The following is a 19,949-nucleotide window of genomic DNA, read 5'->3' on the forward strand; positions in this document are numbered from 1 at the left end:
TCACTGCCCGAGGCGAAAATAGTTCTATTGCTTTACGAAACGTGCCGGCTCGGCCAGGACAGTGGCCGCGCCGTCCAAGTCGGCGAGCCTCGCGGCTAGCGTCGCGACCGCAAGCCGCTCGGGAAGAGCAGCACTGAACTTCAACCCGTCCAGTGCCCTCTTGTCCACGTCAGGAAGACAGAGACGGTCTCCTGCGTCCGCGGTCAAGGCACGCCACTCCGCGGGGGTCAGATCGCGACGCAGCCTCACCTGACAGTCATCGAAGCGCTGGGCGGGATCGATGACTTCGCCGAGGGTCGCGGCCAGCGTGGCGTTCGCGCGGAAGCCGGCCCATGTCCACCATCGCAGATCGCCCTGCCGGTCCTGAATTATGACGTTGCCGCCAGGATGGACAAGGTCGGCCTTCTCATCGCGTTCCTTGGCCAGCCGTGCAATGGCCCGCGCAGTGAGTCGGACCGGTGGATCACTGCCGAGCATTACTTCGCGGATGGCGCGCGTTAGTTCGAATCCCAAGCCCGCCCAGCCTCCGGTCGTCCACCGTGCGCGCCCACCACCGTCTGCCGGCTCGACGAAGCACCGGCGTCGCTGCCAGTCGATGTAGGTCACCCGCCAACTGCGCCCGTTGAGCAGCAGTCGCCGGTCACCTTGAACCTCCTCGGTAAGGAGGCTGGGGTCAACCCGCCCCAAGTCGGCGCGCCCCAGCAGAACAGCGAACTCCGGAGGACCGGTGAACACAGCGGTCATGCCCATGAAGTGTCGGTATCCGAACCGTTTCTCCGCCTCCGGGCCGATGAAGAGAAGACCGCCGTCGCTCTCCAGATAGCCCTGACCGGAGAGGTAGCGGACGATGGGCTCGGCACCCTGGTCGAACGGGGCCAGACCGTTCCACCATTCCGCCCAGAGCCGATCACCGACGCGGTGTTCCTGCAAGCAGAGTGCAAGAACCTGCTGGGCGATGATGTGGCGTGGTTCCGGTGGGGGAACAACCGGTTCCACCCATCCTCGGCCCCACAGCAGCAGCAGCGCCGCGGCCTTGGTGAGCGCCTCGCCGTCCCGGGTTAGGAAAAGACAGTTGCGCGTTGTGCCCGCTCTGCGCCCAGTGCGGCCGAGACGTTGCAGGAATGACGCGACCGTCGTCGGGGCGTCGATCTGGATGACTCGGTCCAGGTCTCCGACGTCGATGCCGAGTTCCAGGGTGCTGGTCGACACGATCACGCAGTCACGGGCCTCAGCGAAGGCTTGCTCCGATCGCCGGCGTTCGTCCGCGGACAGCGACGCGTGCGAAAGGAAGGTCGTGACGCCGCGTTCCCTCAGCATCTGGCCAAGCTCCTCGACCGTCTGTCGCGACTCGCAGAACACCAGCCGCTTCTCTCCGCCGTGCAATGTCGCGATCACCTTGGCGGCGTTCTGCAGCGACCCGACGTAGTCGAGTTCGATGTGCCCCGGAGGCGGTCCGGAGGCGGCCACCGTCTGTTCGGGAGCGATGATCCGGCTTGGCCGTGCATCTCGTCCCGATCCCTGAAGCCATGTCAGCAATTCGTCTGGGTTTCCCACCGTCGCCGACAGTCCGACTCGTTGGATGGGCCGTCCCAGCAGGTGGGTGAGCCGTTCGAGGACTGCCAGCAGGTGCCAGCCCCGGTCGTCACCCGCGAAGGCGTGCACCTCATCGACCACGACCGCACGCAGGCCGGTGAAGAACGACCGATGGTCGACGTTCTGGCTGACCAACATCGCTTCGAGTGATTCCGGCGTGGTCAGTAGTACGTCCGGTCGGGCGGCAAGGATGGCTTTGCGGCGAGGCGCGGTGATGTCTCCGTGCCACACCGCCGCTCGGCGTCCGAGCCATTCGGTGTAACGCTCCAGCCGCGGCACAAGGTTGTTCAACAGTGCCTTGAGGGGGCAGACATACAGGATTGACGTGCCGGTCCACCGCTCGTTGGCCATTCGTGAGAGCAGGGGAAACATCGCTGCTTCCGTCTTGCCGCCGGCGGTGGGCGCCAGTACGAGCGCGTCGTCGCCGGTGAGCAGCGGCGTTACCGCCGCACGCTGCATCGGTCGCAGGTCGGTCCAGCCGAGTGTGTTGACGATGTGGTGGAGCAGGACCGGGTGGAGCTGGTCGGCTTCGGTCACGGCAGGTCCAGGGCTACCTCGTCCGCGCTGGCGGCGTTGCGCTCAATATCCGTCATCTCCGCAGCGTTGAGCAGAACGGAGTAGTGCAGCCGCGGGTCGAAGTCGGGGAACTGGTCCACCCGATCCAATACATCGCCGATCAGCTTTTTCAGGAATAAGCGGGGCGCAACGCCCACCTTGCCCCCGAGCCGTCCTGCCACCGCCAGAGCAAGGTCACCGATGTAGTCGTCATCCACCTGATTCGTGATCCGGGTGGGATCGGAGACATCGCTGGCGTAGATGTCGCGGACCCTGACACCGACCTCGCGCAACGCCTCGCGGGTAAACCCCACAAGGCGAATCTGCACGGCTCGTGGGTTGTCGAATCGCGCGTCGGTGGTGAAGTCAGTGGCGAGCCGCTGAGCCAGCGGCGCGAGCCGCTGCACCCCCTGTGTGCCCTCGAAGAATGCCGGCGTCCCGGTGATCAACAGGTAGAGGCCGGGAAACCGGCCCGAGTCCACTTCGTCGATCAACTGGCGGAGCGAGTTCAGTGCTTTGTCGCGTACGTCCGAGCGAGCGCGCTGCAGCGTTTCCACTTCGTCCAGGATGAGCAGCAGGCCAGGGTGGCCGCTGTCGCGCAGCACGGTGAGGAGGCCCTGCAGGAAGCCGAACGCACCGAAGTGATCGAGGTCGCCACGTACTCCTGCACCTCTGCGGACGGCAGCGGCGACATGCGGCTGACCGCCGAGCCAGGCGACAAGGCCTTCCGCGATGGTGCTGTCACCTGCCTGTGTGGCACGCCGGTAGGCCCGTAACGCGGCGGCAAAGGCCGGTGTGGTCTGCGAAACCGCGGCCAAGCGGCGTTCGAGAACCGCATCGATGTCCTCACCGGCCTCCTGCTCGAGGCCGAAGAGCCAGGCATCCAAAACGGGCCGCAGGGCCGACGGCGGGAATTCGGCGGTCTGCAGGGACTCACAGATGCGCCGATATACGGTCTCCAACCGGTGCAGCGGCGTCTCGGTCTCCGAGATCTGTACCTCAGCTACCGCCATTCCTCGCTGTTTGGCCAGCTCACCGAGCCAGCGGGCGAAGAACGTCTTGCCGGACCCGTACTCTCCTCGGACGGCTTTGAAGACGGCTGCGCCGCCGGTCACACCGTCGAGTTCCGCCTCCATGGTGGCGGCGAAGCGGTCCAGCCCTACAGCGAGAACGTCCAGGCCGTTGTGTGGGACGGTTCCTCGCCGTAGCGCATTGACGACCTCCCGACGCCGGCGAGGGCTCAATGGCGTGGTCACGGCCGCACTCCGAACTGATCGGCGAGCAGTTCGACGTCGAGCACGACTGTGGCGCCGTCCGGATCGCGGCTGAGTACCGGGTACTGCTCGACGTTGAGTAGGCGTTGCACCTGCGGAAGTGCACCACCCAATTGAACGGTCGCCACGCCGAGCGCGGCTGCGGCAGACTCTGGATCGAGCCGGTGTGCCGGAGCTTCCAGCAGCGCGTCGAGCAGCCGCCGCACCTGGCCGTCGCTGATCGCCAATCGTGCCGAGCGCTTGCGCTGGTCCCGGTATGCCGCGCTGGCGAGCACCGCCTCGCCCCGGGTACCCGACGGGACCGGTTCGTCCGGGGCATCGAAGAGAGTCGGCGCCGACCGGTCTTCCTTGGCCGGTCGAACGGGGAGATGCACGGGAGCGGTCGAGGGGTGTTTGCTCGGAGCCGACGATTGTGCGCTCCGCCACCAACTGGGCGATTGCGGGGGTGCCAACCGCCAGCCGGACGGCGCTTCGCCGGGAGCCAGAACGCTGATCGGCACGACGACCTCAGCGGGGGAGGCACCGCCGTGGTAGCCGGCCTTGAGCGGTCCGTATCGCAGTCGCTCGTTGACAGCGAGAATCGCGTCGCCGTTGTGCAACAGCACTCGGGGGCCGTTCACCCGTACCTCATCAGATGTCGGGGACGGTCCTCCGGCCGCCGGACGTGAGCGGTTGCTGGAGGTTCCCTCTGCCGGCTGCTGTCGTCCTTGGCGTCGCTCCACGATGTGACCGTGGTCGGAGGTGAGGACTACCACTCGCCCTGCGCGACGAGCCCGTTCCATCAGCGGCCGCAGATGCTTGACCGTGTCGGCGGTCCAGGCGGTACCTCCCGGATCGGACCGGTCCAAAGAGTCGTCGATGGTGTTGAGGACGCAGGCGACGAGTGCGATGTCGGTGTCGTCGACCGCCGCGGCGACGTCCAGGGCCAACGCATACCCGTCCGGGCTGGTGTCGAGGTTCAGCTTGTGGAAAAGCTCCGCACGGAGGCCGTGCGATTTGGCGAGGGTGCGGAGGCCTCGCTGTTCGGTGTTCCTCTGGCCGACCGTCAATGTGCCGGAGAGAAGGCTGGCACGGCTCACCTCGGTCAGCGACGGTAGTACGGCAAGCGCGGCGAGCCGTCGTTCGTTCTCCCCGTCCGGCAGGCATTCGAGCCAGGTGTCATAGCGTCGGACGAGGTCGTCGACCACTTCGGTGGCGACGGCCTGGCTCATCCCGTCGGCGATCACCAGCAGCACAGGCTGGCGCTTGGCCAGTGGCAGCACGGTCGTCGCTACCACGTCTTCCAGATGGATCAGGCCGGCGGGCGCCGGGCCCGAATGCCGGGCCAGTGCCTGACCGAACAGCTGATCGTGGACGTCTCGTCGTAGGCGTGCCGCCTCCAGCACCGCCCGCAATCCTTGCGCCAGCGCCTCGTCATCGACGCCGGTCCACGCGGCGGCGATCGCGCGGTCAGCCCAGGCGCCGTGGTCCCGGTGCCGTGTCGTCAGTGCACCGAGGTCGGTGGACGTTTCGGAACCGTGCGCCAGCCACCTCGCCAGACGCACTCCGGCGATCGCCCGAGGCACTCGCACCTCATCGGCGTGGCGAGCCAACGCATGCTCCTCGACGCCTGCGCGGGCCGCCTCTACCTCCGGCAGCACCTCGACATCCACCAGGACCGCGTCGGGGCCTTCGGTGCCGGCCCTGGTCACCGCCCGGGCCGTGCACCGCCGAAGTGTCTCCCCCAGTTCGGCGAGACGTGCGGTCAGACCGCGGCGCAGCACACCCGACTCACCGGCATGGGATATCGCTTCCACCGCGTCCAGCAGCGTCTCCGCCCGAGCCAGAACCCGGGCGGTGGCTTCCTGATCTACCGTGATCACCTCACGGACAACCGCTTCGGCCTCGGCAGACCAGGAGGCGATCACGTGATCGGGCAGCGGCACACCGGTCTCCCTGCCGAAGAGGGCTCGCGGCCCAGAACCACCCGGTGTCGCGAGCACCGGCCGGGCAACCAGACCCAGCGGTACGACATCGGCGGCGCGCCCGCAACGCAGCAGGGCCGCCACGGCTGGGCCAGCCGTACCGCACCGTTCGGCGACCCAGGTCAGTACCTCGTCGACCAGCGCTTCGACGGTGAGCGCCCGCAGGTCCGTCAAGGCGGTAGCGGCTTCGCCGCGGGTGGTCCACCGCAACACTGAGGCCAGGTCCAACGGCTCAGTCAGGCTGCCGAGACCCAGCCTGCTTGCCGCGACAGACGCCAATGCGTGGTCACGAGTCAGCAGTGCCGCCCGTGCGGGTGGCCATCCTTCGGGTGGTCTCGCGCTGAGCAGGCCGAGCGCGAGGTCACGGTTGTCAGCGCGGGATACCAGACGGTGGTCGATCCTGGTCGCCTCGAACCGGTCCTGCACGGCGGCCCAGGGGTCCGGTCGCCGGGTGCGCTGCCACGTCAAGTGGGCGGTGATGCCCAGACCCAGCTCGTTGTCGTCGCGGTCGGTAAGCAGCACCAGCCATCGATCGGGTGCCCGTTCCAGCAGCGCCTCCCGCACCGCCAGGGTGGAGGGACAGCCGACGATCCGCACCGGCACACCGTCGTGCTCGAACTCAGCGGGTCCGTCCCAATCGGGTTTGGCGGACACGGCAAGAACTCCACCCCGGTACCGCTTGCGATGCGCTTCGTCTAGCAGCGCCCGCAACACCGGAAGGGTGGCCGCGGGTACGGTCACGGCTGTTCCCGCCACTCGACCACGATGTTCCGCTTCGCCTTCTCAGCGAAGTCGCGGATTTCGGCGAGGGCGGCGTCGAGGTCAGCGGCCGATGCAATGCTCCGGCGGCCGCCCTTGACGGACGGCTTGGTCGGCGGGTCTACCGGCGGATCCACCGGCGGCTTGGGCCCGATAGCCCATTTGAAAGCCTCGTCCTCGGCTCGCTGAAGAGCCGACTGCAGCGACTGCGCCAACTCCTCCGCGATCACCGCGGTACGCAGCCGTTCGACGATGTTCCGCGCCGCGATAGAGCGGTCATCGGTTCCGGTGGAGGCCTCCTGCACCGGCCGCAGACGGTCCCAGGCGAAGCCCTTGATGAAGTCCACCAGTTTTGCCGCGGACGTCAGCGACCGAGACAATGCTTGCAGCGTCGTCGGCAACTCGTGGCGGGCCAGCACCTCGACCACCTGGACTCGATCACCCGCCGTATCAAAGGCGGTGAGCAGGCTCGCGGCGGCGCGAGCCGTAGCCAGCCGACCGGTCCCGGCAGTCGCATCGATCTCGAGTCGCCGATACACGCCGTCCAGCGAAGCGACGAGAGCTCCCGCGGCACCCATCGATTGCCGCGTGGCCGCGCTGACCGCTTCGGTCAATTCGGTGACGGACTGCCCGGTGAGGTACGGATTACCGAAGACCCCGAACAGGTGCCCGACCCGTTCCACTGCCAGCTTCCAGTCGTCGGTGGAGGGCAGCGGCTCGGGCCGCAGTTCCATCTCCGGCGACAGCGAGCCGGGCTGCGGCGCAGACGCCAGAGCTGTGCCGTAGCGGTACCACGCCCGCGAGTGCAGGGTCGCCCAGGCGCAGACCACCAGGTCCACGATCTCCGGCCGGAGTCCGGCGGGCGGTGTGACCGCCGTGATCCAGGACCGGAGCCGCTTGACGTCCACGGGATCACCGGGTGCGAGACCGTCCCGGCCCATAGCGGTGGCCAACTGCATGTCCCATCGGAACCGGTCGGCCCCGAAGAGGAAATGCGTCTCGCCCATATGACCGACACCCAGCGGGTTGCCAACCCGGCGGACCGCCTCCCGCTTCGCGCTGTCGATGAACACCCGACCGTCAGGATCCTGCCGAGCTGCTTCCACCGCCTGCAGTACAGCGGTCAGTTCGTTGGTCCGTACTTCCCGGTCTTCCGGTTCGAATCGCGGATGGCCGGGAAAGACGGCGACGAACGCCTTGTCGATCAGGTCGCTGAACGCCGCGGCCAGGTCGTGTCCGATCGGAGCGGTGGGGTTGAACTCCGGGTTGAGGCTGAACAGCACCCGGTCATGCCCCTCGACCGTTTCCAACGTGCCCGGAGTGGGCGCCGCGGCTCCGTACGCCTCCTGAATGGCCTGGCGCAGACGCTGCCGGAGTGCGTCACGCTGGGTTTCCAAGATGATGCGTGCCTGCACGCGGTCGGCTTCGGCCAGGTGGTTGGCGTGGGTGGTCCACCGATCGCCGGAGCCACCCAGCAACCAGTCGAGGATGACCAGCCGACCCAGGTCACGACGCCGCTCGGCACCGAGGAAGTGCGGCACCCAGACGACGGTCCGGCTGACCACCCGTCCCTTGAGTTCTTCGATGCGGTTGAGGTCTTCCAGAGCGCTGCGGCCGTCGGCGTCGAACGGGTAGTCGACGACGAAGCGCCAGGTGTCGGGCCCGGCCTCGAAGACGCCGTCGGTGAGCCAGGCGCGGTCTCGGATGTTGCCGAACACGACCTCGACTTCCCGCCGCGAGCCGCGCCACACGCGCTGCTGCCGGGACACCCCGAAGGCGTCGCCGTCGATGTCGTCGAGCGCGAGCGCATCCCAAACCAGGCGTTTCAGCGTCTCCCGCTGGCGGCCGTCGTTGTCCTCCCCCTTGGCCTTCTCGACAATGCTCTCGTAGTCCACCTCGGCGATCCGTACCCGGATCACCGGGTTCCGGGTGTCACCGGTGATGTGCAACTCCGGCACCTCCGCCGACCAGCGACGCACCTTCGTCACGACCAGCGAGCCCTCACGCCCCCGGAAGGCCGGCGCGGTGATGGAACCGTGGTTGAGCGCCGCGAGCCGGGAGCCGGTCAGCTCCTTCAACGCGGGCACCTCGGGCGCCACTGCCGACAGCACCAGCGTTTTGACCAGCCGGTCGTCGGCGTGGAAGGCGTGACCAAGCGGCAGGCCGGCGACGTCCGTCTCGGTCAGTTTGTGCTCGCGCAGCAGTAGCGGTCGCAGCTTGTCGTCGTACAACGCCCGCGCGTTTTTGAACCGGCCGGCCATCTCCGGGGTCAACGCCTGGTTGCCGTCGACCACCAGTTCGAAGACATCGCCGACCGGCACCACGTCGTCGACTGTCAGGTAGTCACGCCGGCGCACCAGGAGCTGCTGCATCACCTTCAGTGCGGTCCGGTCCCGCTGCATCGCCGAGGCGAGCGTACGCAACGTCGACACCAGCGCCGGGGAAAACGGGTACGTGCGCCGGAACGCCTCCTGATCGCTGCCCCGGTGGCTGTCGTCGGCGTTCACCCCGTCGAGCAGCACGTCCCATACCTCGGGGCGCCGGTCGAGCTGGCGGAACGCGTCGTTGAGCACCTCTCGTGCGGCCTCGTTGTGCGGCTGGAGGAGACGCTTCTCTGCCACGTACGGCAGGTTGTCGTCGCCGAGCTTGATGGTGAGGAAGCGTCCTTCCTGGTGTCGGAAGGCGTTGTCGAGGGCTTCCTGCTCGGCGCCCACACCGCCGCCGACGTCAGCGAAATATCGCTTGAGGTCCAGCTGCCGCGCCACGAAGGAGATGAGTGGAATGGCCCGCCCGCCGAAGCCGGACTCCACCAGTTTGGTGATCTTCTGCGCCTCGCGCCCGAAGAACTGCCGGTCGCGCACGCTGAACGACAACCACAGCACCAACTCGTCGAGGAACAGCACGACGGCGTCGTAGCCGAGATCCTTGGCGTGTTCCGAGATGGCCGACAGACCCTCGTCGAGCGGGACGAACTCGGCGGTCGACGTGAACGCCGTGAAGTAGTGCCGGACCAGCGCGGAGACCAGCTTCGTCCGCTCCTCGTCGGCGAAAGCCGCGGCCCGCGCCCGGTCGTACCTGTCAGCGTTCCAGGCGCCGCCCTCGAGGACACCCGACCAGACGTCACCACCCCCGTTGAGGCCGGCGAAGAAAGTGTCGTCACCTAGCCTCAGCCGCAGCGCCTCACCGTCCTGCAGCACCGCGTCGCTGCGATGCACGGCCGGCAGATCGCATCCGGGATGCAGCGCCTGGATCTGTGCGACGTAACCGCCGAGGATCGTCTCGTCGATGCTGCGCGCATCAAGGAAGTGGAACGCCAATCGCAGGAACTTCTTGCCCTCGATCGCGGAGTCGTGCCGTGCCACCGCCGGCTGGAGTTCCTCCTTCCCGCGGGCCTTCGCGTCATGCCCGAGCAGTGCGTACAGCACGGCCATGAAATGGCTCTTGCCGGACCCGAACGAGCCGGACAGGAACGCCGCCCGGCTCTGGTCGTCACGCAATGCGGAGACCACCAGACTGAGGGCGGAGTCGAAGGCCTCCGCCAACTGATCGGTCACGACGTAGTCGTCGATGGTGCGGGCCAGTCGACCGCTGCCCACGCCTTCGGTCAGCCGCAAGACGTAGTCGTCGGCACCCGCGGTCTCAGGGATCTTGATGATGTCGCGCAGCAGAATGCTCATGCGGCTGCTCCCTCGGGGGTTCCGTTCGGTCCGCCGACCTCAGTGAGGATACGTTCGGCCAGTGCGGCGAAGTCCGCAGCCGCGGTCCTGACGGCCGCTTGATGGCCGCCGAAGGCGCCATCAGCCGGTTTGAGGGCGAAGACCGGCTTGTGTGCTTCGTACGACAGCGGCATCAGGCTGCGGTAGTGCTTGAGCTGGGCGAGGCAGTACGGATCCTCATCCACCGAAGGCGCCGGTTCACGTACATCGAGCACAGACGTTCGATACACCTCGGGAATCCGGTCCATCCACCGCTGGTATGCCTGAACAGGCTGGCCGAGCCGTACCCCGTGACCCAGTACGACATAGCCGGCCGGAGACATCCGGCCGGCGGGCAGCTCCAGTTCGACGTCCGGGTTCCGCGGGAGACGTGCCCCCCACTCGATGCGCCAGTTGCGCAGCGCGGGTCCGAGGTTCTGCAGGCCCTGCACGCTGAACAGGTCGGGCGCCAACGGAATCACGACATGATCGGCCGAGATCAGCGCGGCCCGGTTGATCGCGCCAAGGTTGGGACCGACGTCGACGAGCACCACATCGGCTTCGGTTTGCCGGCTGGCGCGGTCGAGCAGCCGCCAGAAGGCGGAGATGACCCGGAAAGCCCGCTCCTTGCCATCCAGGCAGTCCGGCCACTGGTTGGACAGTTCGTCTTCGAACTTCGACAACGTCAGGTCACCCGGCAGCAGGTGCAACCGGTCGGCCACGGCGACCAGGGACGGATCGGCGATGTCGCCGAGACCGCGGATCAGCGGGGACAGGCTGCCGTAGACGGTACGACCGCGATCGGTCAGCGCCTTGCCCGCCGGCCACAGCTCGACGAGCTGTTCCTCGTCAAGGAAGTTGGCTGTCAGGTTCGCCTGTGGATCCAGGTCGGCGGCGACCACCCGCAGCCCCTTCTCCGACATCATCCACGCCAAGTGGTAGACCAACGACGTCTTACCCACGCCGCCCTTGTTGTTGAAGAAGGCGATCACCGGTGCGTTCATCGCGCCTCCCTGATGATGACGCCGACGTACGAAGGGTCCGGGGTGAACTCCGGCGGCGGGTTCCCGTTGTCCGCCAGCGTGCGCCGGGCGATCTCCAGGCCGGCGCCGAACTTCTGCACGTACCCCAGGCCTGCCGCAGCCTCGGCGAGGATCGGATTGCGGTAGTCGGTGACACCTGGCCGACCGAAGTTCTCCACCGTCACCGCACCGTAGGGGCCGCCCGGCGAGTAGATCTCCACCCGGTCGTCATACCAGGTGATCCGCACCGGCGAATGCGTGCCCTCGTAGTTTCGGTGCAGCACCGCATTGCGGGTGAGCTGCTGCAACGCGGCCAGCGGGTAATCCGCCCGTCGGCTGTCACGCAGGGTTTCACCGATCTGCACGGCGGTACGGATGTTCAACTTGATCAGCTCGTCGAGCTCTCGCAGCAGATCCGGTAGGGCACCGCTGAGGCGGCGTTCATCACTGATCGGATCGCTCAGATCCCGGCCCTGCACCCGAAGGAACTGGATGTAGGCCCCCGGCAGCAGCCGTGCCGGCTCCACCCCGAGGATCAGCAGACCAGCGTTGGTCGGGATGCCGTCCACGGTCGCCAGCCGTAGCGACGTCAACCGCTGCTCGACGGTCCGCCCATTGGCCGCCAGCACCTCGTGCGGTAGCACGCTCGGCAGATATTCCCGCTCGAACAGCGTCAGATCGAGGTCACCCAGGGAGGCGCCGTCCGCAGGCCGGCTGTCGAACGGCAGATCGGCGGCGCGTTTACGCTCGGCAAGCCGGCGTTCCTCGTCCGCGGTCGCGATCGCCCGGCGCGGTCCCACCCGGATCCACACCTGGCCGTTGAACCGCACCGGCGGGCTGGGGCTCGGCTCCACCTCGACCACGGCCACCGCCTGCCCCTCCACCTCCAGCCGCCGCACACTCATGATCGGTGGCGGCAGGATCCGGCCCTGGCCGCGCAGGTCGGCCAGGTCCAGCAGCAGCCGGTCGGTGACGTTCAGCCCGGCCGGTCGACCGGCGTCGGTCGCGCCGATGAAGAGCACCCCTGAGCTGCGGTGGTCGGGCAGGTCGTTCGCGTATGCGCAGATGGCCTGGCACACCCGGTCCTTGGTGTCGGCCGTCTTCAGCGACTCCTTGCGCTCGACCTGATCGCTCTCCAGGTCGGCGAGCAGCCGCAGCAGTTCCTCGGTGCTTCTCCCCATATCTGTGAGCCTGCCCTACTTGGCAATGCGACGGCCACGGCGGGCCGGTTGCGGACGCCAGGCGGCAAGCTGCTCCCGGGTACGTTCGACCTGCTGCATCCGCTCGGCGAGCGCGTTACCGACGAAGCTCGCCGCCGACTCGCCGCCGTAGAAGTCGTCGGCCTCCTGATGCCACTGCTCTACCCAGGGCAGTAGCTCGGCCAGGCCAGCGACCAGCGGGATCAGCCGCTCATCGGGCCAGCCGTCCGTCTCACCCTGAATGATCAACTGGTCGAGCGCGAACGCCTGCTGCGCGTGATCCCACCCGGCCCAGCCAAGCACCGGCGACGCGTCGGTCTCCCGCCCGGTGTCCGGGTAAAGGACGAACCGCTCCTTCGGCACGTCCAGCTTGCCGCGATTGTCCCAGTACTCCTTACGAGCGAAGTCGGCCGAGGTGTACTTCGGCGGCACCGGAATCGGGTTGTCCTGACCGAACTTCTCGCCCGCGTCCTCGCGCCGCTGCAACGCCCAGGTGTGCTCCCAGGCCGCACGCTTACGCAGGCCGCTCTCCCTGTACCGGTACGCGGCCAGAAAAGGCACCGCCTCCCGGGCCAGCAACTTCTCCAGGCTCGCCGCCACCGAGACGTCCGGCCGTCCCTCCCACAGAGTCAGCACCGAGGCCATGTCCTGATCGCGGGCCACCTCATCGGCAAGCTGGGCGACACTGCGCGTGATCGGCGTGCCGCTCCGGTCGAACCAGAACCGCCGGTCCTCCAGGTGATCCAGCAACCAGCCGCGCAGAGCGCGCTCTTCCTGCTTTTCCCACGGCTCGGTGGCCCACCTGCGCTTGTTCTCGGGTCGTTCCAAGAGCTTGAGGTACGGATGGGACGCGATCAGATCGATCCGGCGCTGAACGAGGTCCTGATACGCGGCCGGCCAGTGCTCGGGAATCTCGGTGACCGGCGTGGACCCGTGGCGCGCGAACCACGCGGTCTTCTCCTCGTCGTCGCGCATCCGCCGTGCAAGCACGATCTCAAAGGCCCGCTCCCCGAGCATCAGCTCAGGCAGGTCGTTCCCAGAATGAGTCAGATCTTCGTCAACAAGCCCGTAGAGCCGGTAGACCTCCCAGTCCAACTCCTCCTGCTGCGCAATCATCTTGGCGACTATCGAATGGTATAGCCGGCTAGCAGTTTTAAGCGATTCGCGACCGGCCGCATGCCTGGCCAATAGGGCCCGCGGTGAGCACGACGCCAATTCTTGAGCCAGGCCATGGAGCACCGAGCCTCTGCCGAGTGGGAGCGATTTCGGTATCGGCAACTGCTCCAGAATGTTTCCCGCGAATTCAAATGTCCTAGCCCAAATAGAGTCAGCGGCCCCCCCTTTTGGCTGACATGCACTTCTCATCCAATAACAACATGCGGAGGAGTTAAGAAGAGCGAAGTTACCGAGGTAATCTGCCTCACTCGCGCCGGCGGGGAGTTTCAGGATCGGAGCATGGCGATTATGGAGCAAGCATTCATCTAGATAGACGAAATGATTAGCTGACTCGATGAATGCCCAGGTAATCGCCGGGCCGGAAAGGCGATGCTTAGCGACCTGATGCCAGCCCCACCATGGGCGGCCCTCCTCTTTGTATGTGGGCCCAGCAAAGGTTGCCCTTGCCCAAAGAGACGTTCGATTGGGCCACATCCATTTACGGACTTGGTCATAATCGACAATATCGATCAAATCGCCACTCACGTACGGGAATAGGGATGAGGTTTGCGGATCTGTCCCAAAATTGCGAACTTCATCACCGGTAATGAAGGGGCGCCACAGGCTCCGCGGAATATCTTTACGCCTAAACGCATCGGCAGTCGCCAAAAAGGCACTATCGCTGTTCGTTTGGCCAGTGTAACCAACAGATTGCACGACGTCCGAAAGCTTTCTTCCCGCCGCTTCCAGTACCCGCTGGATGCTAGAGGACCCAGCTTCGAGAGACCACGGGTGGCTCGAAAAATCGCGACGAGGCAGCGCGGAAATTAAGACCCAGTCATCCTCGTAGGTGTCGTCATCTAGGTGTTGCGCGATCGCAGACCAATATGGGCCTTTGCCTTCGCTGCCACCATCTCGCCCTTCTCGGCGCCCTTTGCTCATGACGACCCGAATGGAATCAGTCGCCGGAGTTCGGTTGGTGCCAACTATGATTGCTGTCGGAGTGCCATCCATATTATGTCCACGCATCCACGCGCCCTCCGAGTTGATAATAAGTCGCATATCGCGGCTCGGAAGGTATTTCTCTACGAGCGGTGCGCCAAAATCGCGTTTCATGAAGGAATTGCTGGTGATCTGGCCGACCCAACCGGCCCGCTCCCCAGACTTCGCCAGACCAAAAAATCGCTCCATAAAGGGAACGGTCAAGGCATAAGTGCGTTTGAGGTACCTGTACCGATCCCGGTAGGCGGAATTAAGTGCCTTGTCCTTGACTGTGATGTAAGGCGGGTTGCCCACAACTGCGTCGTACTGACCGTTATCCAATATGCGGCGCAAAGCCGCCAGATTCTCGGTGGGATAAGCGTGGTTTCCTACTGTCCGGTCGGTGTGGTGCTCGGGGCCGTAGTCGATCTCTTGCTGGTCAAGGCCATGCAAGAGTGAGTCTCCGGCCGCCAGGTTCAAATTGAAGACGATCGGATTCCCCGCATCCAACGCGCTCTCTCCTGCCGCCTGCAGCGCCGCAATAGTCAGCCGAAACCGCGCAATCGCCACGGCAAACGGGTTTAGATCGACGCCATGGATCGCGTCGAGCGTCTTCTGCACCCGCGCACGGCTATTCAGCCCTGCCGCATGTTCCTCCCAGCGCTCAAGCAACCGCTCGAAGGCGCCGAGCAGGAAATGCCCCGATCCGCAGGTCGGGTCAATCACCTTGAAGCCTTCGAGCGGCCGTTCCTTCAGCGCCGGTTCAAGAGTCCGGTCGAGGATGAACTCCTCCACGAAGACAGGCGTCTGCTTCAGCGCGTACTTGTCTTGAGCTTCGAGTGAGAGGTCCTGGTAGAGGTCGCCGAGGAAGCGGGTGTCCAACTTCTCGTCGTGCAGGTCACGGCGTAGCTCACCGGACTCGTCCCGCTCCCGCCAAAAGGCGAGCAGGCGCCCCGCAGCGTCGCCCGACGGGGTGATCAGCCACAACGCCGATGTCTCGTCGACCAGCGCCTTCGCGGTCGGCAGCCCGGACAGATATTTGATCGCCTCGAGCAGCCAGTCCCGGTCCGTCGGGTTCTCGCCGGCCTGTGCACGCGTACGCATGAACTCGCTCTGGGCATTGAGCGCCTCGGCCCGCCGGGCAGGTGGCCCGGAAATCCACACCGGCTTCACCAGGCCGTTGTCTTCCGCGAAGCGGATGAACACGGTGGTAAGCACCCACGCCACCGCAGCCTGGGTGATCCGCTCGCTGGACCATTCCTCCCAGGAGATCGCGGTACGCCCGACCGTCGACGCATCCGTGTGCTGGCGGTTCCAGTCGGCTTTCACGTCCGGCGACACGGCCAACCGCTGACGCAGATCCTCCTCGAGGATCTTGACCTCGGCACGGAGTTCAGCGGTCAGCGTGTCCGCGGCACTCATACAGACTCCTTCTCAGCGGCCGACGTGTGCAGCCATTTCTCGTTCAGTCGTAGGAACTGGCCACCGTGCCCGAGCCGCAGCGGGACCCCGTCCAGCAGGGCGCCGCGTCCCTCGTCGGGCAAGAGCAGCCAGATCGTCTGCGAGCGCCGCGCGGTGAGGTCGGCCAGCCGGGCCAGCACTTCGGTGTGTTCGTAGCGGGCCAGCGGCGCCGCCTCCACCAGCAGCACCGGCCGGGTGCCTTCCGGCGCCGCGTCGCTCGCCTCATTGATCGCTGCCCCGACGGCCGGCATGGCGGCCCGGACGAGCGCGCTGAGACCTTGGGCGGGACGGCTACCCGGCTCCGCCGCGTCGGCTGCGCGGACCTCGTCCCATGGCACCCCGCGGCGCGCACTTTCCGCACGCAGCGCCTCCAGCAGCACCGCGGTGACATCGAGAATGTGCGCGCCGTGCCGCGCAGCCAGCATGGCTGCTGCAGCGTCGAGCCGCAGAGGCGGCACCCCGAGGGCGAGAAACCCCCTGCCGCGTACGCTCTCCGCGAGCCGAATGTCCTCAGCCGAGCCGGTGGGCGCCGCCGAAGAGACCGGCACGCTGGTCACGGCGGTGCGGCTGGTGAGGGTGGTGTCGGACGGGCGGGACGGCACGGCGTACGCCTCGCCGTTCCACTGCAACGGCACCCCGGCCTTCGTCACCACGCCGTCGAGGTGTGGCCGCCCCGGGAGCGCCGGCAGATCGGGGAACCGGGCGCGAACCCGGTCCAGCAGATCACGCACGGTCAGCTGCTGCGAAGGGGCGACACCGCCGAGCGCGTTACGGACCGCAACGGCGGCGTCGAGATGCCGGTCGTGCAGTTCACCCTGCCAGGAGGCGCCGGCACGGGTGGCCAGACGCGCGGCGAGGCGCACCAGCCGGATGTCGTCGATCGGCGGTGCGTCGGTGGGCCACGCCGTCCGCAGTCGGGCTGCCGCACGGCTCACCGGGATGAGGTCCTCGCCTGCGGTCACCGCCGCGGTGACCAGTTCGTCGGCGCGCTCGCCTAGGAGATCGGCCACGTCCAGCAAGGCAGGGGTGATGGCGAGGAGCTGTGTGCGGCCCTTGCGCCTACGCCGCCGCACGATCGGTGCGCGGTCACCGCCGCCGCGTTCCACGATGTCGGCGCGGTCCAGCGCCAGCTTCAGCAGTCCGGCCACCATGCGGCTCGTTTCCGCTGCCCCGCTCTCGGCTGCCCAGGCCGCCACCACGTGATCGACGCCGGCCACACCGCCGAGGCCGATGAGGAGCCGATGGGCGTAGCCGAGCACGGCGTCGAGCCGGAATCTGGCTTCGTCGTCGGCGGCCCAAGCCTCCTGCATGGCCGAGAGGGCGAGGGACACCTGCGGGCCGCCGTTAAGGCCCAATGGGGCGGCCAGCTCGGCGAGCGGCGCGAACACGTCCGGCGGGATGTCGGCCTCGCCGGGAAGACCGAGAACGCGCCGGGCTACTCGCTGCCGGGCGGGCGTGCGCGCAACCCGGATCAGAAGATCCGCCGCCACGCGTACATCCGCTGTCAATCCGGTGGCTGCAGTCGTCGGCTCCGCGCCGGAGCCGACGGCCGGTCCGAATCGGGTACGCCACTGCTTGGCCCGGCTACGCACCTCACGCCGGGTCGGGTCGGCGACACCGGCGAGCCGCGACAGCCGGCCGGGGTCGACCGCGGCCAGATCACCGGCGGTCTCCAGACCCAGCGGCTCCAGCGCTGACAAGGCCCGCGCGGACAGGCCGGACTTCGCCAACGGGGTCGACGGCTGCGCGGCTGCGGCCAACTCGTCCGCGTCGTCGGGTAGCGAGGTGTCTCGATCCGGGAAGATCGCCCGCCAGGCGGTCAGCATCTCGGCCGCGGTGTGGAATCTTTCCCGAGCGTCTTGGCGCAGGGCCCGTCGGAAGAAGTCGGCCAGCGTACCGGCGATGCTGGGGTCGAAGGCTGCCGGTTCGACGGTGGCCTCGTCGGGGATCACTGCAGGGTTGGTGCGTCCGTCGCCGAAGCGTGGGGCCTGTCCGGTGGCCATCTCGAACAGGGTCACCGCCGCCGCGTACCGTTCGGCGGCCGAGTCCCAGGTTGGCCGCAACCCGCTGCCGAGGAACGGGTCCAGGTAGGGCGGGGTGCCGGCCTCCACCGCCGAGGCGCCGGCGCGCGACAGCGAGAAGTCGAAGAGCACCAGGTGCTTGGCACGGTCGCCGCGCTGTTCCCGTACACCCAGGTTTGCGGGTTTGATGTCGCGGTGGTCGATGCCCGCCTTGTCCAACGCGACGAGCGCCTGCAACAGGTCGGTGCCGAACCGATCGAGCAAGTCGATGGAAAGCCGGGGGCGCTCCCGCAACACCTCGGCCAACGTGGATTCGCCGGCGCTCTCCAGCAGCAGCGCGGTGCGCTTGCCCACCTCCAGCGGTGTCTTCTCGACCAGTCGGATCAGCCGCGGATGTTGGGGCAGTGATGCCAGCACCTCAGCCTCGCCGCGCAGCCGCGCCGCTGCCGCGTCGTCGACCGCAACCTTGAGCACGCGGCGCTCACCACCGGCCGCGCGGTCGTTCACCAGGAGTCCGACAGCCGTGGACCCGGACCCCAGCCGGCGAAGCAGTTCGAACCGCTGACCGAGCATCATTCCCGGCGCCGCGTCCAGCGGATCGTCGACCAAATCGGCGGTCCCTGCGGCCACCTCACGGTCGACCTCATCCAGGAGCCCGAGGAAAGCCTGCACGTCGGCGAGCCGGTCACTGACCGTCGGCCGGGTGGCACGCAGAATCAGATCCCGCAGCCGGGGCGGCACCTCGGGCACATCGGCAACCAGGTCGAGCCCTCGGTCGCGGGCAACCCGTTCGCGTAGTTCCAGTTCATCGGTTGCCGGAGGGCGACCCGCGACGATGTGGTACGCCATCGCACCCAGTGCGAAGACATCAAGACGGATGCGGTCGGCCGTGCGATCCCAGCGGCCCTCCGGGGCAAGGTACCCACGACCGGGCTGACTTCCCGAGTCAACCGCCTCGCGCCCCTCCAAGACGGCGAAAAGCCTCGTCGCGGTGGGACTGGGTGTGCTGTTTCCGGGCGCGTCGGCACCGGCGACCTGCCAGTCACCGAGCCGGATCTCGATCTCCTCAGTGGTCCGCCAACGCGCCAGCACGGCCACCGGCGACAACCCGCGATGGACGACGTGGTGGCGGTGCGCGTAGGCCAGCGCCTCGGCCAGTTGGCGGATCATGCCGACCCGCTCGTGCAGCGACAGCCGGTGTCCGTGGTCGTTCAGCCACAGGTCGAGACGGGCGAACGCATCGTCGCGAGGATAGACCAAGCCGACGCCGAGCTCGTCCTCCACGAGATCGCGGGGCCGCAGGATGGCATCGTGGTGCAGTCGGCTGGTCAGCGCGTACTCCCGCTCGGCCAGCCGCAAGGTATTGCGCCGCTCCTCGTCGGATGCGCCGGCTTTGCTGACGAAGAAGCGGATCCGGGCCTCGTCACGCCGGGCCAGCCGATGCTCAGCCGGCCAGTCCTGCCAGCCCTCGCCCTCGGCCAGCGGCTCGCCGACGATCCTCCAGGATCCGACCTCGTGCTCGCGGCGCAGCGCGAAGCCGATCCGCTCGAACAGCTGCACGAGCAGATCGTCGTGCTCGATCAGGCCGGCCCGCTGTCCCGACAGGGCCGGTTCCAAAACCCGCTGGGCGATGCTCGGCAGACCGCTGCGGTGTTCCGAGCCGTCGAGGCCGAACAGGTCCGTTGCGTCGGAGGGCGGCAGCGCACACCGGCCGTTCGCAGCGTGCAGGAAGACGGAGTGCTGCACGAAAGGAATATGCCGCGGATCAAGGTTCGGCTGGATCTGCCGGATCGCTTCGGTGATGACACCCTTGAGGCGCTGCGCCTTGCGCCGGGCAAGGAGCAGCGGGGAGTCCTCGCTGCGGCCGTTACGCTGCCATCGGTAGGCGTTTCCGGTGATGGTGCCCTGGTAGTGCTTCAGTTCGATGAGGTGCAGCCGGCGCTCGCCCAGGACAAGCGCATCGATCTCGTACCACTTACCGTCGCGATCGCGGAACTCGAAGTTCGTCCATGCACGGAAGGGACCCCGGTCGGGTAGGAGCTCACGCAGGTGCGCGAGTCCTTCCCGCTCATGCGGGAACTCGGATGCGGTGACCTCACGCCACCGCGGACTGTCTGCCCGCACGTCAGACCTCCCCGCTCGACTGCAGTGCCCCATCTTGCCAAACGTGCGGGCAGGTAGTCGCACCCGACTCGGTAGATGGCGGCGATGAGATGCCCAGTTTCTAAACAATGACAACTGGGCTCACGCTGAGCAGACGAACGGGGGAT

At 67.2% G+C, this 19,949-nt stretch carries 8 protein-coding genes; all 8 read right to left on the minus strand.

Features of this window, described 5'->3' with window-relative positions:
• Positions 1 to 24: 24 nt before the first annotated feature.
• From BC793_RS10505 to pglW, 8 genes are read right to left on the minus strand one after another with little or no spacing between them, the layout of a single operon-like run.
• On the minus strand, positions 25 to 2,130 hold the full coding sequence (locus BC793_RS10505; RefSeq protein WP_109591748.1) for a DEAD/DEAH box helicase: 2,106 nt from the start codon (positions 2,128 to 2,130) through the stop codon (positions 25 to 27).
• Positions 2,127 to 3,404 (minus strand): BREX system ATP-binding protein BrxD, encoded by a 1,278-nt coding sequence (gene brxD / locus BC793_RS10510; protein ID WP_109591750.1) that lies wholly within the window; start codon positions 3,402 to 3,404, stop codon positions 2,127 to 2,129. Before brxD ends, BC793_RS10505 begins: the two co-directional genes overlap by 4 nt.
• A complete protein-coding gene (pglZ, locus tag BC793_RS10515; RefSeq protein ID WP_109591752.1) occupies positions 3,401 to 6,142 on the minus strand; it encodes a BREX-2 system phosphatase PglZ in 2,742 nt (913 codons plus the stop codon). Before pglZ ends, brxD begins: the two co-directional genes overlap by 4 nt.
• Positions 6,124 to 9,822 carry a DUF6079 family protein gene (locus BC793_RS10520; RefSeq protein ID WP_109591754.1) on the minus strand — a complete coding sequence of 1,233 codons (3,699 nt, stop codon included), beginning with the start codon at positions 9,820 to 9,822 and terminating at the stop codon, positions 6,124 to 6,126. The genes pglZ and BC793_RS10520 overlap by 19 nt, the downstream gene beginning before the upstream one ends.
• A complete protein-coding gene (locus BC793_RS10525) occupies positions 9,819 to 10,844 on the minus strand; it encodes a ParA family protein (RefSeq protein ID WP_109591756.1) in 1,026 nt (341 codons plus the stop codon). The genes BC793_RS10520 and BC793_RS10525 overlap by 4 nt, the downstream gene beginning before the upstream one ends.
• Complete coding sequence (locus BC793_RS10530; RefSeq protein WP_109591758.1) at positions 10,841 to 12,043, minus strand: ATP-binding protein; 1,203 nt, start codon at positions 12,041 to 12,043, stop codon at positions 10,841 to 10,843. The genes BC793_RS10525 and BC793_RS10530 overlap by 4 nt, the downstream gene beginning before the upstream one ends.
• A gap of 15 nt (positions 12,044 to 12,058) precedes the next feature.
• A complete protein-coding gene (pglX, locus tag BC793_RS10535) occupies positions 12,059 to 15,619 on the minus strand; it encodes a BREX-2 system adenine-specific DNA-methyltransferase PglX (protein WP_109591760.1) in 3,561 nt (1,186 codons plus the stop codon).
• Complete coding sequence (gene pglW / locus BC793_RS10540; protein WP_211340631.1) at positions 15,616 to 19,911, minus strand: BREX system serine/threonine kinase PglW; 4,296 nt, start codon at positions 19,909 to 19,911, stop codon at positions 15,616 to 15,618. Before pglW ends, pglX begins: the two co-directional genes overlap by 4 nt.
• Between the last annotated feature and the right edge of the window lie 38 nt (positions 19,912 to 19,949).

Origin of the sequence: Actinoplanes xinjiangensis (genome assembly GCF_003148685.1) — a bacterium.
Taxonomy (GTDB): domain Bacteria; phylum Actinomycetota; class Actinomycetes; order Mycobacteriales; family Micromonosporaceae; genus Actinoplanes; species Actinoplanes xinjiangensis.

Excerpts from the sequence above, each read along its gene's own strand:
- BC793_RS10530 (WP_109591758.1), bottom strand. The coding sequence starts at position 12,043 with ATGGGGAGAAGCACCGAGGAACTGCTGCGGCTGCTCGCCGACCTGGAG.
- BC793_RS10520 (WP_109591754.1), bottom strand. The coding sequence starts at position 9,822 with ATGAGCATTCTGCTGCGCGACATCATCAAGATCCCTGAGACCGCGGGT.
- BC793_RS10525 (WP_109591756.1), bottom strand. The coding sequence starts at position 10,844 with ATGAACGCACCGGTGATCGCCTTCTTCAACAACAAGGGCGGCGTGGGT.
- pglX (WP_109591760.1), bottom strand. The coding sequence starts at position 15,619 with ATGAGTGCCGCGGACACGCTGACCGCTGAACTCCGTGCCGAGGTCAAG.